The sequence below is a fragment of the Nitrosospira sp. Nsp14 genome (assembly GCF_900113575.1).
Classification (GTDB): Bacteria; Pseudomonadota; Gammaproteobacteria; order Burkholderiales; family Nitrosomonadaceae; genus Nitrosospira.
Genome location: NZ_FOPV01000004.1, coordinates 23233 through 38716 on the forward strand (window position 1 = coordinate 23233; position 15484 = coordinate 38716).

Genomic DNA, 15484 nt, shown 5'->3' on the forward strand with positions numbered 1-15484 from the left:
ACAATTACCCGCAATATTTTGTAGTAAGATGCGCGTTTCTTGATTCACTGGACAAATTCATGGCTAAAGTTCTTGCAACCGAAATCCGCGTCGGCAACCTCATCGAATGGGAGAAACGCATCTGGCGCGTGCTGAAATGTTATCACGTCCATGTAGGGGGCCGTGGTGGTGCATTCATGCAAGTGGAAATGAAGGATATAGAAGCAGGCACCAAAACCAATCAGCGTATTCGTACCGAGGATAAAGTGGAACGCGCTTTTGTCGAGCCGCGCGAAATGACCTTTCTCTATCAGGAAGGCGACAACTATATCTTCATGGATAAAGAGAATTATGAACAATTGAGCCTTTCGCAGGATTTTCTTGAGAGCCAGTATGAATACCTGTTGCCGAACACGGATGTACAGGTTAACTTCCACAACGACCGCGCCATCGGGGTACAGCTTCCCGCCAGCGTCGTGCTGACCATCACTGACACTGAACCCAACCTGAAAGGCGCTACTGCCACCAGCTCTTACAAACCTGCCACGATGGAGACCGGTCTTGTTGTCATGGTTCCGCCGTTCGTCCTGCAAGGTGAAAAGATCAAGATCAACACCGATAGCGGGGAGTATATCGAGCGCATGTAGGTATGCTGCAGTGGAGGATGGCCGAACAAACACATTCCCGTAGGTATTAGCCCCTCACGTACAAATCGTCGATTGCCGGCTAAAAACTCAACTGGGTGCGAAAGGAAATCACGTATGGCTCGTCCTTCCGATTCGCCGTGCCAGGGCCGACGTTGCCGATCGATGCTTCAGTTACATAATAATTCAGCATAAAGCGTAAACCCGGGCGGACATACCAGTTGGCGCCTAGCGTAATCACCTCCACCTGACATTTCGACGTCCCGGTGCGGCAAGGGTCTGCCATCAGGCTCTGCATCGTGTTCTCCGCCAAATCATATCGAATAGCCAACTCCAGAGCGCCTAACTTGCTGATCGGCGTTGGCTTCCCAAATGTGCCGCGTTCTTTCCGGTAAAGCGCTTTCTCACCTGTGACAAACCAGCTTGCCTGCACATAATATGCCTGCACGGTGGAATCCTTTTGCGCGCCTCCAACCAGGTGAGTATTGTCGAGCCGCGAGTTTGCATACTCGCCCTGCACGGTCACGGGCCCCAAAGCCCAGGCCGCCTCGGCGGCAAACGTCGTCTGCGTCGAGCTACCAGCGGCCATGCCGGCGCCAGCGGTGCCCAGCGATTTTCGAATTCCTATTCGCCCGCCATACACATCGACCGCGCCCGCGGAAAGTGATTCTGCCGTGGCATGATCCCGGCTGAAGGAGAACCCAAAGTGCACTGTCGTCCCCTCCTCTGAGATAGGCAACCAGACAGCGCGGCCACCGTAAGTCAAGCCTTCAATCGGTAAGCCCATGTGGCCCAGGCTCATGACATCGACGCCATAGCCAAACTTGCCCCCGATCGTGTCTTTGTAACCCATCCCCATCAGGAACTGGCGTCCGTTGTATATACCAGTGGATGAGGTGGAAGGGCGCTCCATTAACGTGATCTCGTTTGAGCTGGTCAGCTCTTCCATGCCGCGGTAGGGTTTGAACTGCCCGACGGTGACAAGACCGGAGCCCAGTTTGGTTGAAACCCAGGTTTCGCGGAGCGTATGCGGAAAATCGCCCGCGGCAAAATCATTCTCGAATTTGAAATTCAGGCGATAAAACTTGCCCGTAAGCGTGGCATAAGTCCGGCGCCAGTTGAAACCACTACCGTCGTCGCTAGTCAGCGTCTGGCTGCCGAAAGGCGGAAAAGCTGGATTCGCGCTATCCTGGCTGAAGGAGTGTACGTCGAGATGCGCGCGAGCATTGAGCCCAAGCTCGAAATTCCCACTGTCGCTCTGGATCTTGGGTCCGCCCTCGGTGACGATACGAAACGCATGAGCGGGACTACCACCGGCGCCAAGCAGTAAAAAAACAGCAAAAGCGCTATATTTCAATAGATAAGACATTATTGACGGGCCGGAAACTGTCCCATGTAACACCAGTTGCGAAACCAGTTGTAAGCGTCCTGCCTTTTTCACGTGTCGCATAACTTTAACGCATGATTCCATGCATGAGTCGGCTTTCGACGCCTCTTAGGCGATGGCTCGAAACCTCCGTTATCGCTCTGCGGTTTCGTATGCTACCGCACCGAACAATGGCTTAACTCAGCCTAACATTGTCGTCACAGCACTTCGCTGGATTGAAAATAAGGGAATGATCATGAAAATTCTTCCAATCGCCGCAGCAATGATTTTTGGCATCGCGGGCTTGGCCAATGCCCAAAGTTATGATTCAGGGAAGCAGGACCCCATGTCAGAACAGCAACGTCAAGAATCCTCCCAGCAGGGAACGAGCTCTTCCAATACGTCTGGCTATGGCACAACCGGATCACAACAGAATGCTGGCAGCAGTAAGTCGAGCAGTAGCCAATATGGAGGCTCGTATCAAGAAGGCGTGAATGTCGAGCTTTATGACCAGGATTCGGCGAATGGGACGGGGCCACGAATCAAGGGAAGATATTGATCGTTCGCTTGCATGACTTATACGCGCCGGACTTGCCGGGCGGCGGGTATCACAAGCCTCTCGTCTCATAAAGCTTGGCAAGCTGCATCTCGGTCACCGGCGCTGTCGTTTACAACTCAGTGAGTTGCATTGAAACTTCCTTTTCAGCGGGCAGCCAATGGATGACCTTCGTGTGATACCGCACTGAACAAGTAGCAACCAGAACGTAATCTTTCAAACACAGCAATATCGCTGGATCTCCAAAAAGGAACAGCCATGAAAACTTCTACAGTAAAAAATCGCTCAATGGCATCCGTAGTAGCTCTGGTCAGCGCCGCCATCTTCGGCATAGCTGGGATCGCACACGCCCAGTCTGGAGGTAGCTCCTACGGGCAAGGCAGTTCTGCTGGTCAGAGCGGCAGTTCTGCCGGTCAAAGTGGTTCCGCGGGCAAAACGCCCAGTGAAAGTGAAAGCCTTAAGGAAGGAAAGGCAGGAATGGATCAGGGACAGGTTGACCAGAGGAAAAGAGTGGAACGTGCAGCAGATCCAAAATCGCCAAGCCCTGATGCCCATGTTCCGGACTTTCCCCGAGATAAAGAAGGAAAACCAATGAAGGACTTGAAGGAAGAGCAAGGCGGTCCGATCGGGCCGAACTAAGCACCCGGTTCTTATGACTCACGGTTTGCACGGTGGTTCGGGCAAAACACTGAACCACCGCGTGAGTCTATTGTTGCACCACTTTACACTCATCAATATTCTTCTGCTTACTTCGATCGTTATAGCGTGGTGCTGATGCGGCTCGAAGCCAGGACGGTGGGACGCAACCGCACTGCCGCAATGCCCGCCAGGACAATCAAGCCCATGCCCAATAGGGCAATAACAGTGACCGGATCATCGAACAGAAAAACGCCATACAGATAGGACCACGCAATCCCCAGGTACTGCAGACTGCCATTGACAAGCATACGTCCGGTAGCATACGCGCGGGTCAACATCAACTGCGCGAGCGTGGCGAGTAAACCGACTGCGAGCAGCAATCCCGACCCTGTAAGGCTATGCCCATGCCATCCGCTAAAAAGCGACGTCGCCACGGCGCCGCCCGCAATGCTCCCTAGAGAAAAATAAAACACTACCCGATCCTCCGGTTCGCCCGCCCGTCCAAGTGCAGCCACTTGAATGTACGCTACCCCCGTGAGCAGGCCGGAAAGCAGGCCCGTCAGGGCACCCCATGCTTGATTGCTTGCTAAAGTGGGCTGAAGTACGCATACCACCCCTGCAAAACCCACCAGGATGGCCGCAATCGGGTTCGCATTCACCTTCGCGTGATTGAATAATACGGAGCCGCCAATGAGGAGGACAACCATCCAGATCGGCGCCATGTAATTCAGGGTAAAGGCAGTCGCAAGCGGCAACTCCCCAATTGCGTAGAACCAGAGACCGAGCGCACTCACACCGGACAGGCTTCTCCAGAAATGCATTGCTGGCAACCTGGTCTTGAGCGTGGAGCCACGCATCCGAGCGAGCATAATCATCATTGCCGCGCCAACTAAGCCGCGGTAGAACACAATCTCTCCCGTGCTGTATTCGGCCGAGACGAACTTTACGCACATGCCCATGGTTGCAAATAGCAGTGTCGAGGCAACCATCAGCCACGGCGCGGACATAGATTCCTTCCCCTTCATGCAAAAAAATTCATTATTGGTTCACAAGTATGTATTAGTGTTAAACGCCTAGCGGGGCGGGTTGTAGCATATACATGCGGACAATGTAAGTACAGGAGGCACCGCTTCATGCTGTCAACGGATTATCGACGATCCGGCAAGATTGTTTTTGCAAGTGCTCTGTATAATATTGCCGCCATGAGCTCAGAAATGCCATTTATCGATTTTTCGGCGTCATCCGTTGAAGTGGCGCAGCGCCTGATCGGCGTGACATTGCTCGTGGATGGAGTTGGAGGACGTATCGTAGAAACGGAAGCCTATGATCATGACGACCCTGCCTCGCACAGCTTTTCTGGCCCTACAAAACGAAACCTGGTGATGTTTGGCCCGCCCTGCCGCGCCTATGTCTACCGCTCCTATGGAATTCACTGGTGCCTCAATTTCGTCTGCCGGACGGAAGGACATGGGGCAGGTGTTTTGATCCGCGCGATCGATCCGGCGGCGGGACTGGATATCATGCGTTCACGTCGTGGACTGGACGACGTGCGCCTGCTATGTTCCGGGCCGGGTCGCGTATCCCAGGCGCTAGGTATCACACGCGCACATAGCGGTTTGCCGATCGACTTGCCGCCATTTCAGCTCATACCGCCATTGGAGCCGGTAACAATCGTGACCGGACCTCGCATCGGTATTTCCAAGGCCATCGATATGCCGTGGCGTTTCGGATTTGCTGGCTCCTCTTTCGTGAGTCGCCCATTCCGTTAAGGTTGGCCGCAAGCAACAAGCTCAGCCTAAAATTTCAGCGACAAACTATAATCGTGGCATCAATTCGGATTTTGCGTTAGGAGAAAAAATGAGCAGTCTGATCATCAAACTTGGCTGGGCGGCATTCGCGATGACAGGCGCTGCGGCGTTCGCTGTCATTGCCTTGCAGCGGGGGGAATCGATTGGCGCCATCTGGATTGTGATCGCAACCATCTGCGTCTACACCATCGCCTACCGCTTCTACAGCCGGTTCATTGCCCGCCGTGTCCTGCGGCTGGACCCTACCCGCATGACTCCGGCTTACAAATTCAATGACGGCCTTGACTATGTGCCAACCAACAAATATGTATTGTTCGGTCACCATTTTGCCGCCATTGCCGGGGCAGGTCCGCTGGTCGGCCCTATTCTCGCCGCCCAGATGGGCTATATGCCTGGCATGCTCTGGCTGCTGGCAGGTGTGGTGTTTGCCGGCGCGGTGCAGGACTTCACGGTGCTATTCATTTCCACCCGCCGCAACGGCCGTTCCCTCGGCGATCTGATCAAATCCGAACTGGGCAAGATACCCGGCATGATCGCCCTGTTTGGCACCTTCTTCATCATGCTCATCCTCCTCGCCGTACTCGCGCTGATCGTGGTAAAGGCCCTGGCCGAATCTCCCTGGGGCACATTTACCGTTGCCGCCACGATTCCGACGGCGCTTTTCATGGGTGTGTATGCGCGATACTTCCGTCCCGGCGCTATCGGCGAGGTTTCACTGATCGGCTTTGCGCTGTTGATGCTGTCCATTGTGGGCGGTCAATACGTGCAGGAAATTCCGGAGCTGGCCACGCTTTTCACCCTCACCGGTGAACAACTCACTTGGCTTCTGATCGGATATGGCTTCATAGCCTCCGTGTTGCCAATATGGTTGTTGCTGGCTCCGCGCGATTATTTGTCCACCTTCCTAAAGATCGGAACCATCGTGGGTCTGGCGATCGGCGTCATATTTATTTCGCCGGAATTGAAAATGCCCGCCTTCACCCAGTTCGTGGATGGGTCTGGGCCCGTCTGGTCGGGCAGCCTGTTTCCCTTCCTGTTCATCACTATTGCCTGCGGTGCCGTATCCGGGTTCCACTCGCTCATCTCCTCCGGCACCACCCCGAAGATGATCAGGAACGAGACCGATGCCCGATTCATCGGCTACGGGGCCATGCTGATGGAATCGTTCGTGGCCATTATGGCGCTTGTTGCCGCCTCGACCCTTGAGCCGGGCGTGTACTTCGCCATGAACAGTCCGGCCGCGATCATCGGCACCACCGCGGAATCAGCTGCGGAAACTATCTCGAAATGGGGCTTTTATCTCACGCCTGAGATGGTAAACCAGACGGCGAAGGATGTGGGGGAACACACCATCATTTCCCGTACCGGCGGCGCACCGACCCTGGCGGTAGGCATGGCGCACATCCTGTCGGAATTTGCCGGAGGCAGGACCATGATGGCCTTCTGGTATCACTTCGCAATTCTGTTCGAGGCGCTTTTTATCCTCACGGCGGTGGATGCCGGGACGCGCGCGGGACGCTTCATGCTGCAGGATTTGCTGGGTAGCTTCATCCCATCCATGAAACGTACCGACTCCCTCGGGGCAAGCCTGATCGCCACCGGACTGTGCGTCGCGGGTTGGGGGTATTTTCTCTATCAGGGGGTCATCGATCCATTGGGGGGAATCAATACGCTCTGGCCATTGTTCGGAATTTCCAACCAGATGCTGGCCGGGGTGGCGCTGATTCTTTGCACTGTCGTGCTGTTCAAGATGAAGCGCGACCGTTTTGCCTGGATCACCGTCGTCCCGGCCTCATGGGTCATTGTTTGCACACTGACGGCTGCCTGGCAAAAGATCTTCGACGCCAATCCACGCATCGGCTTTCTGGCCCATGCCGACAAATACAAGGGGGCGATTGCCGAGGGTCAAGTCCTGCCGCCTGCCAAATCCATTGAACAGATGCAACAGGTCATTTTTAACGATTATGTCAACGCGTCGCTCGCAGGACTATTCATGCTGGTACTGATCAGCATGCTGGCATTCGGCATCCGAACAGTTCTGCAGGCCCGGGCCGTGGGCAGCCCCAGCGCAAAGGAGGCGCCGTTCGAGTTACTGCCGGCTGAAGCAGGCTTAAGAATATGATGAATGAGGAAAGCAGGAATATGTTGAAAAAAATTACGCAAGGAATGCGTTTTGTGGGACAGAGCGTGCGTCTAATGGTAGGCGTGCCCGAATACAGCACCTATCTCGAGCACATGAAAAATGCCCATCCGGATCGCCCGGCGATGTCTTATCCCGAGTTCTTCCGCGAACGACAGGAGGCGCGGTATGGCGGCAAAATCAGCAGGTGTTGTTAGGCCCGGAAACTTGCAGGTATGACGGCACTGCTACCGTGAGGCCACGTTCACCGAAAGGATGACAGAGGCGAAAGCCTCGGTACAAACCGAGGCTTTCTGTTGGCTACCACTGAGACTTTATGGAAGCTAGAAGTTGGCGATCACGGTCAGGCGATAGATGCGCGGCGCGCCAGGCAGGATGTTGTTGTTGTTATGCGCGGAGGCGATGTAGTCGACATCCGCGATATTTTCGATATTCGCTTGCACGCGTAATGTCCGGTTCAGCCTGACGAACATCGCGGCATCCATCCGCGTAAAGCCCGGCAACAGCACCGTATTGTCAAGCGCGGCATACATGCTGCTGCGATGGACCACGCCCAGACCCAGTCCCAGGAATGGTGTGAAATCATAACGATTCCACATCGAGACAGTATGCTTCGGGACTTGCGCCACCACCGCGCCAGCTCGCGCCCCGGTTATTGCTTGGGTAATCTCGGCATCCGTGTAGGCATACCCCCCCATCACGCTCCATTGGGGAGTGATGCGCCCCGCCAACCCGACCTCCGCGCCACGCGCGCGCTGGCCGTCCACCAACATGGTTCGGGTGGGGTCATTTGGAACCGGGGCGATGACGTTGCTTCGTTCCAGTTGATACAGCGCCGCGGTTAACGACAGGTCGGGCCGGATATCCCACTTGGCCCCCAGCTCCAGGTTCATAAATTGCTCCGGCTTGAGCGCAGCATTACTGAGGGTCAACGAGGTGAGTTGATCTCCGGCGCGTGGTACGTACGCCAGGCTGTAGTTTCCATAAATCGAAACGGTCTCGATGGGCTTATAAATCAGGCCCGCCCTGGGCGAAATGAATCCATCCGTTACATTGAATACCTGCCCCGTGTTGTTGTTGCGAAATTTCGTATCGAAATTATCGTAACGAATGCCGAGGACCGCTTTCACCTGGGGAAGAAGCGTAATCTGATCCTGCAAATACACGCCAACCACCTCAACGGTGCCATGGTTATTCGCAGTAGCGGCGCCCCCGCTTGCCGCCCCGGTGGGATCCGGCCTGAATGTAACGGGAGTCAGGGTAATAGGGTTGAAAAAAGAAACAGTATCGGTCCGTCCGCCGTTGGTGAAATTGTTGTTGAAATAACCGTTATTACGGAAATTATCGGTCACCTGGCGCCCATACTCCACCCCCGCCATGAACTCATGCTTGATGGGTCCCGTATTCAGGGCATACAGAAAGTCGGTCTGGGTGAAAAGGTTATCGCGCTCCGTGGCGTCGTTATAGCCTTGGACACCTAAATTGTTGGCGACGACGGGGCTGCTGGCGAATATGTTCTGATAAAACTTGTCGTAGCTGGCGTAGCGCGTACGATTCCGAACGGTAAGATTATTGTCGAACGTATGCTCCATGAGAGAGTTCAAGGCATAGGTGTCCAGACGCACGGGGCTTCGGTTTGGGTCACCGAAAAAAGTCGACCAATGGGTATTGGCAGGGCGGCCTGAGTCGACCACACCGGACGTCGTACCAAAAGAAGGAATACCACGGTCTGCCACACGGTTATCGGTAAAGTATTCGCCGCTCAAAACGACTTTGGTCTGCGCGGTGGGCTTGAAAGTCAGTGTAGGGTTGACCCCACCCCGCTCGAGATCCACTCCGCTACGGTAGCTGTTCGAGTGCTCGTACATGGCATTCAGACGAATAGCGAGCACGTCATTGATGGGGCGTCCGATGTCGACGGCAATCCGCTTTTGGCTGAAAGATCCGTACTGGGCCACGATTTCGCTGACCGGCGTCCAGTTGGCCTCTTTGGTGACGCGATTGATTACGCCGCCCGCCCCGCCGCGTCCAAATATCATTCCATTGGACCCTTTTAAGACCTCAACCCTGTCTATATTGTAAAGATCGCGCAAATACTGCACATCGTCGCGCAGTCCGTCGACATAGAAGTCTCCCGTCGATTGATTGCCGCGAAAAATCACCGCATCCCGGTTGCCTTCCCCCTGGGAAGGAACGACGCCGGGCACGTAACGCACCACGTCGGTAATACTCATCATGGCTTGATCCCTGATCTGATCCTTCGTTACCACAGTGACCGATTGCGGCACGTCGCGCAGCGGGGTATCGGTTCGGGTCGCGCCGAAACTTTTCGTGGCCATGTAGCCATCCGTGGGTCCGGTGATCGGCGTTGCGGCAACTTCTACCGGCGGCAACACCGTTGGCTGGGCAACCACTGTAGACCTCCTGATAACATAACCACCAGGTTCAGCAACCGCTTCCAGGCCACTCCCGGACAATAAACGACTGAGCCCATCCTGGGCGGAAAAATTGCCCGTCAACCCCGGCGTGGTGATGTTTTTTACTTCCGCAGCATCGAAGGAGAGCTTGAGTCCTGCTTGTCGGCCAAATTCCTCAAGAGCGCGCTCCATGGGGCCGGCTGAAATGCTGTAAGCCTGCACCGTTGCAGCAGTAGCGCCGCCAGTTTGGGCAAGGACGGCATGAGGCAGCGTCATTGTCGCCAACCCCAACGAGAAGAGCGCGCCGCGCACTGCCGTAGCAAGATGGGAATGGCGAAAGCCATCGCGTGTTTGCGGCGTGTGGCCCGCTTCGGCTTTCGTTCCGCCAGAGCCGATCGAATCTGTAGTCAGGACTACGCTCGACTTACTGCTTTTTTTTATTGTTATATTTTTTATTATTATATTTTTCACAGCCAAATACCCCCCAGTAAGTCGGATATAAATTGGCTGGCTTGCCCGGAACAGGCTGGCTGGCTACGATTGTTTCTTGTAAAAGTCTTTAAAGTCTTATGGCGACCGATAAATGCTGGTTTATGCTGGACAGCGACTGGAACGCGTTACCATTGCTCTCAACGCTCGTATCGCAGCCCCCATGGTCATGCGAACTTGACTGTTACCATTTGTACTCGGACTGCCCCGCATCGGAGCCCACGAAAGAAGGCAAAAGTTTGAACAATTGCAGTTGAATGATAATTGTTACTATTATATTTCGAGCAGAACCTAAAGGCAATAATGGCGGTGGGGACTTGCGTAAAAAACCCGATAATTGCCGCCTCAAGACTGGCAAAGCTGGCTCATGCACATTACCGGAAACCCTTCATCGATTACGCTAGGTCAGGCATCCCTGTATTGGCTAAAGCTGGGCTTTATTAGTTTCGGTGGCCCCGCCGGGCAGATTGCCATCATGCATCACGACCTGGTCGAGCAAAAAAGATGGATTTCGGAAGACCGTTTCCTCCATGCGTTGAATTTTTGCATGGTGTTACCCGGCCCGGAAGCGCAGCAACTTGCCACCTACATCGGCTGGCTGATGCACCGGCATTGGGGCGGAATCATTGCGGGAGCACTGTTCGTGCTCCCGTCGTTTTTTTTACTGATAGTCCTGACGTGGATTTATTTGACCTACGGCAATGTTCCGGCGGTCGCAGGGGTACTCTATGGCCTCAAACCCGCCATCGTCGCCATTGTAATTTTTGCCGCCTATCGCATCGGCTCAAGGACCTTGAACACTCCCTTGCTATGGCTAATCGCTGGGCTCGCGTTCATAGCCCTGACGATCTTCAAATTGCCCTTCCCCTTCATCATCCTCACCGCCGGGCTCATTGGCTATTATGCCGGCCGTGTCATGCCCCATCGCTTCGAAACGGGAAAATCGCACGGCGCCCCGAGGGAACGATCCCAGCCTGCGCTTATTGACGATGCCAGTCCCATTCCCTCTCATGCCCTGTTCAGCTGGCTAGCATTGTGGCGAACCGCTGCGGCTGGGATCGTGATATGGCTCGTCGCGATCGGAATATTGTCGGGCATGTATGGATGGAATGGCACCTACACTCAGATGGGCTGGTTTTTTACTAAAGCCGCCCTGATGACTTTCGGTGGTGCTTATGCGGTCCTGCCCTACGTGTATCAGGGCGCGGTAGAACAGTACCTGTGGCTCACCCCGGGACAGATGATCGATGGTCTGGCCTTGGGAGAAACGACACCTGGTCCGCTCATCATGGTCGTCACCTTCGTTGGTTTTGTCGGGGGGTGGGGCATGCAGGTGCTGGGCCCGGAAACCCGATTTGTTTCCGCTTTCACAGGGGCGGGGGTAGTCACGTTCTTTACCTTCTTGCCCAGCTTTATCTTTATTTTTATGGGTGCGCCGTTTATTGAAACCACCCACGGAAAACTGTCATTTACCGCACCGTTAAAAGCGATAACGGCCGCTGTGGTCGGCGTTATCCTTAATCTTGCTGTATTTTTTGCCTATTACGTGGTCTGGCCGCAGGGCTTGGGCGGCGATGTGGACTGGTTCTCTATCGGACTGATCATCACAGCGGTAACGGCAATGTTTCGCCTCAATGCAGGCGTGATTCCCGTCCTCCTGTCATGCGGGATGCTGGGTATGGTCTGGCGCTTGACCACTTAGCACCTAGTTAGTGAAAACAAAGCAAATAGGAAAAATTCTTCAGACAAACCGGTTCTCCATGCCTGATTCCCGTCCTCGACCGTAAAGATGCGCTAGCGAAGCTCGACGTGTCTCGTCTATTCCAAACCGCACAACGGTATTCTTCACCGGATAAGCTTACTCTTGCTTAATTCCGCTCCGACTCGATAAGCTTGCCGTCTTCCCCCACTTTAATTTCAACCTTCTTGCCGTCGGGTTTCTTCACCTCGGCTTCATAAACGATGATGGTTTTACCGTCTTTCGATTTTGTTTCCTTCTCGATCTCCTCTACTTTCCCACCTCCTGCATTGTCAGTTATTGTTTTCTGTACTGCAGCAGGCAGCTCCGACCAATGCACTTTCTCCTCTTTCCCGGCCAATGCCGAGGTCGCGAATACCATCGCACCTACTGATAAAAGTATGCTCTTTTTCATTTGAGATCCTATCAGGGTTAAATTGCTTTGTTATTTTGCCTTTTTGTTTTTGCCGCGTGACACACTTCATGAATTGCCGAATAAATAATGAAGGCGGCGGGAGCCTTAAATAGATTACTACGCGGCAGAAGATCCGTCTGTGCGATATCTAACAGACGCGCCATCACGAACATCAGCTAACGTATTGTGAACTGGAAAGAGGCGGAAAACACCTTGGGAAGCGCTCTGGCATCTAGCGTAACATCGCCCGCCATTTTTACACCGCCTTGCGAAAGGTCAAATTAATCCGAAGGCGGCCAGTCGCAGGATGATAGCCCTCCATAACTGGGCGAACGCCATGAAAACACAACCTTGCAGGCCCGCCCCATACCATGACATCACCGTGGATCAATTGCACACGCGCCGGCCTTTCCTGCCGTCGTAAACCGCCCCATAAGAAAACAGCCGGGAGGCCAAGCGAAACGGAAACGATCGGCGCGTCAAAGTCTCGCTCATTCTTGTCCTGATGCAATGAGACCCTAGCCCCCGGCTGATAGAGATTGACGAGGCACGCGTCGGGCTTGAAATTTTCAAAACCCGCAGTGGCAGCAGCATCTCGCGCCACCTTGCGGAACACGTCCGGCATGCGAGGCCACGGCTTGCCACTATCTGGATCACTCGCTTGGTAACGATAGCCGGTGTGATCGGTCACCCAGCCGTAGGAACCACAATTTGTGAGTGCGACCGACATGCGGAAACCGCCTGGCGGGATCATGTGACGTGGAGGCGCCTCCGCGATGACTTCGTCCAGCGCTGCCAGAACAGGCGCCTCATCCGCGAGCGCGAAGGCGCGGAGGACAACGGCTCCGCGGCATAGCTCTTCCAGCCGTGACTGGCATGGCGCCGTATCCTCATCCTCGAACAAGTTGAGTGTCCCGTTCACCACTTTCTCAGGTCGCATCGTGAAAAATGATCCCCGCTGTATGGCGACGCCCGGAACGAAGGCGGCTGACACCATGGCGCAAATTGACCTTGTATACTCCTCGCGTACCTTGCACCGGCCGCTGGTGCACAGCAAACACGACAGCATCCCCCTGCCGGAGAGGCACGACTTCCGCACGCGACTGCATGCGGGGACGCTGCTCGGTCAACACAAATTCGCCTCCGGTGAAATCTCGTCCTGGCTCGCTTAGCAGTATGGTGAGCTGAATCGGGAATACATGTTCTCCGTACAAGTCCTGATGCAGACAATTGTAATCGCCGGGCTCATATTGTAAGAGCAGCGGAGTCGGACGAAGCTGGCCCGCCTCATGGCAGCGCCGGATGAAATCGCCGTGTTCCGCCGCGAAATGCACCTGAATGCCCATTGCCTCATTCCAGCGGTTGGCAATGGGCGCGAGCTGGAAATATATCGAGGCCCGCAGGTCTGCGATGATGCCGGGCAACGGGTAGCTGAAATACTTGTATTCCCCCCGGCCAAAGCCATGACGGGCCATTACCACCCTGCTGCGGAAAACACCCTCCTCTGGATAAAGCGTGGTTAAGGCCTCGCATTCCCGAGGAACAAGCAGCTTTTCGATCACTGCGCATCCCTGCGCGTCCAGTTCCTCTGCGATTCCGCCCCAATCAAGCGCGCCGACCTGGGTCACGATGCCCCGATGCAGGGAAATCTTCGGAAACGTGCTCTCTGTTAAGGTATTCAATCCGGAAACACCTCCCCCTCCAGGCACGGCGTTCGACTCAGTCTCAAGCAGGGTGCGCTTGCGCTCCACGCCCCAGCGGTAACCTCCCAGGTCGCCATCTTTACGCACCACCCGGTGACAGGGTATGGCTACCGCAAGCTTGTTCGCCGCGCATACTCCAGCCACTGCGCGTGCGGACCCGGGCGCACCCATGTGTTTGGCAATATCGGTGTAGCTTTTCGTCTTCCCCGGCGGAATTGCGCGCAGTGCCTGCCACACCCGCTGCTGAAAAGCCGTGCCACGTATATCGAGGGGGAGGCTCAAGCCGATGCTTGGCGCTTCGATAAAGCCGACTACGGTCGCGACAAGTTCTTCGAAGTTCGAATCCCCTCCACTGAGGACAGCATGGGGGAAGCTGTCCTGCAGTTCGTGCACTAGTTTATCGGGATCGCCGCCGAGAAGAATCGCGCAAATACCTCGTTGGCTTTGAGCAACCAGAATTGATCCCAGCGAGCATTCGCCAACGGCAAAACGAATTTTGGTATCAATTCCGCCCGCCCGATAGCAGCTCGGCAACATCCCCAGAACGTTGTTCGATCTTTCATAAAAACGGCTGCTGGAACTATAGCCGGCATCGAAAATAGCAGCCGTGACCGTGCTCCCCCGGCCGAGTTGATGGCGCACCTTTTTCTCGCGCTGCGCTGCAGCGTACTGCCGGGGCGTCAATCCGGTGACTTGCCTGAACACACGATGGAAGTGATAGGCGCTCATGCCAAGCTGGCGGGCGAGTTTCCTCCAGAGTTGGGGTGGCCTCCGATTCTTCAATTATACGGCACGCCTGCGTAACCCGGACGGCATACGGGTCTATAACCGTGGAGCGGTCAGGCCGGCAGCGCTTGCAGGGTCTGAAGCCTGCCGTTTGGGCTTCTTCGCGCGTAGCGTAAAAACTGACATTCTCGGGCCGCGCCGTACGCGCACCGCAAGAGGGACGGCAGTAGACGCCCGTGGTCCTGACTCCGAAATAAAACTTGCCGTCGGCTTCGGCGTTACGGACAACGATGTCGGTCCAACGAGGGTCTTGGACTGTTTGAGCGCCAAGCCGTGCTTTTTCCGCTAAGCTATTCATGATGGCTCCCTGAAGTTACGCAGACAATGATAAACAATTGCCAATCTATCAATGTCGGCAGCCCGTTGCACTCCAGGTCTTGCTTTCAAATTCCACCGCCGATAGAGTAAATTTAATGCGCCGGTCGGCTCAGTTCACCTTGGATGGCTAATTAGTTGACCGGGTGGCCACCGATCATCGCGCAATACCCTCACACTTACCTCCTGCTTTTACGCCCCGGCATGATCCATTGACTAGTCGGACCGGCATTGATTCCGGAAACATTCATGTATTTGTTTCCCTGCGCGCACTGCACATCCCTGCTTGCAGCGGCACCGTTTAGCCAGGCTATCGAAGGGCCGCCTTGATGGTCCCGGGGATCCCGGGCAATTTGTCCTCCTGCCTTCTCCATTAGGTACGGTCTCGAACGGACGAACGGCGCGGCTCGCTCTATAACGATTTGCAGCCATCCACGAACCGGACCCCTTCCGACACGCATGCTCACAACGTCCTACACGACCTTGGTG

Annotated in this window: 13 protein-coding genes and 1 pseudogene; 7 read left to right on the forward strand and 7 right to left on the reverse strand. The window is 55.0% G+C overall.

What is annotated here, in order from left to right:
* Positions 1–59 precede the first annotated feature (59 nt).
* On the forward strand, positions 60–626 hold the full coding sequence (gene efp / locus BM022_RS03545; RefSeq protein WP_091136952.1) for an elongation factor P: 567 nt from the start codon (positions 60–62) through the stop codon (positions 624–626).
* A gap of 79 nt (positions 627–705) precedes the next feature.
* Here the strand turns inward: efp and BM022_RS03550 are convergent, their stop codons facing one another.
* Complete coding sequence (locus BM022_RS03550) at positions 706–1992, reverse strand: OprO/OprP family phosphate-selective porin (protein WP_091137193.1); 1287 nt, start codon at positions 1990–1992, stop codon at positions 706–708.
* 253 nt (positions 1993–2245) lie between these two features.
* Between BM022_RS03550 and BM022_RS03555 the strand changes: the two genes are divergently transcribed.
* Entirely contained in the window at positions 2246–2548 is a 303-nt protein-coding gene (locus tag BM022_RS03555; protein WP_091136953.1) for a hypothetical protein, read from the forward strand.
* A gap of 255 nt (positions 2549–2803) precedes the next feature.
* Entirely contained in the window at positions 2804–3184 is a 381-nt protein-coding gene (locus BM022_RS03560; protein ID WP_091136955.1) for a hypothetical protein, read from the forward strand.
* Between the two features lie 119 nt (positions 3185–3303).
* On the opposite strand, the gene BM022_RS03565 is transcribed toward BM022_RS03560, so the two are convergent.
* Positions 3304–4191 (reverse strand): DMT family transporter, encoded by an 888-nt coding sequence (locus tag BM022_RS03565; RefSeq protein ID WP_256208886.1) that lies wholly within the window; start codon positions 4189–4191, stop codon positions 3304–3306.
* Between the two features lie 207 nt (positions 4192–4398).
* Between BM022_RS03565 and BM022_RS03570 the strand changes: the two genes are divergently transcribed.
* The 3 genes from BM022_RS03570 (at position 4399) to BM022_RS03580 (ending at position 7329) form a co-directional block, all read left to right on the forward strand.
* Positions 4399–4953, forward strand: a complete 555-nt coding sequence (locus BM022_RS03570) for a DNA-3-methyladenine glycosylase (protein ID WP_256208887.1) — start codon at positions 4399–4401, stop codon at positions 4951–4953.
* A gap of 88 nt (positions 4954–5041) precedes the next feature.
* Positions 5042–7114: a carbon starvation CstA family protein gene (locus BM022_RS03575; protein WP_091136956.1), complete on the forward strand. Its 2073-nt coding sequence runs from the start codon at positions 5042–5044 to the stop codon at positions 7112–7114.
* A 20-nt stretch (positions 7115–7134) separates the two neighbouring features.
* Entirely contained in the window at positions 7135–7329 is a 195-nt protein-coding gene (locus tag BM022_RS03580; protein WP_091137198.1) for a YbdD/YjiX family protein, read from the forward strand.
* A 126-nt stretch (positions 7330–7455) separates the two neighbouring features.
* On the opposite strand, the gene BM022_RS03585 is transcribed toward BM022_RS03580, so the two are convergent.
* Positions 7456–10020 (reverse strand): TonB-dependent siderophore receptor, encoded by a 2565-nt coding sequence (locus BM022_RS03585; RefSeq protein WP_256208889.1) that lies wholly within the window; start codon positions 10018–10020, stop codon positions 7456–7458.
* Positions 10021–10405: 385 nt separating this feature from the next.
* On the opposite strand from BM022_RS03585, the gene chrA reads away from it, so the two are divergent.
* Entirely contained in the window at positions 10406–11740 is a 1335-nt protein-coding gene (gene chrA, locus BM022_RS03590) for a chromate efflux transporter (RefSeq protein ID WP_091136958.1), read from the forward strand.
* A gap of 166 nt (positions 11741–11906) precedes the next feature.
* Here chrA and BM022_RS03595 read toward each other — a convergent pair whose 3' ends face one another.
* The 4 genes and pseudogenes from BM022_RS03595 to BM022_RS15890 all read right to left on the reverse strand — a co-directional run.
* Positions 11907–12191, reverse strand: a complete 285-nt coding sequence (locus BM022_RS03595; RefSeq protein WP_091136960.1) for a PepSY domain-containing protein — start codon at positions 12189–12191, stop codon at positions 11907–11909.
* A 256-nt stretch (positions 12192–12447) separates the two neighbouring features.
* On the reverse strand, positions 12448–13131 hold the full coding sequence (gene alkB / locus BM022_RS03600) for a DNA oxidative demethylase AlkB (RefSeq protein WP_091136962.1): 684 nt from the start codon (positions 13129–13131) through the stop codon (positions 12448–12450).
* Entirely contained in the window at positions 13121–14623 is a 1503-nt protein-coding gene (locus BM022_RS15885; protein ID WP_256208890.1) for a 2OG-Fe(II) oxygenase, read from the reverse strand. Before BM022_RS15885 ends, alkB begins: the two co-directional genes overlap by 11 nt.
* A 169-nt stretch (positions 14624–14792) precedes the next feature.
* Positions 14793–14978: pseudogene (locus BM022_RS15890) on the reverse strand (Ada metal-binding domain-containing protein); the annotation flags it as partial.
* Positions 14979–15484 lie beyond the last annotated feature (506 nt).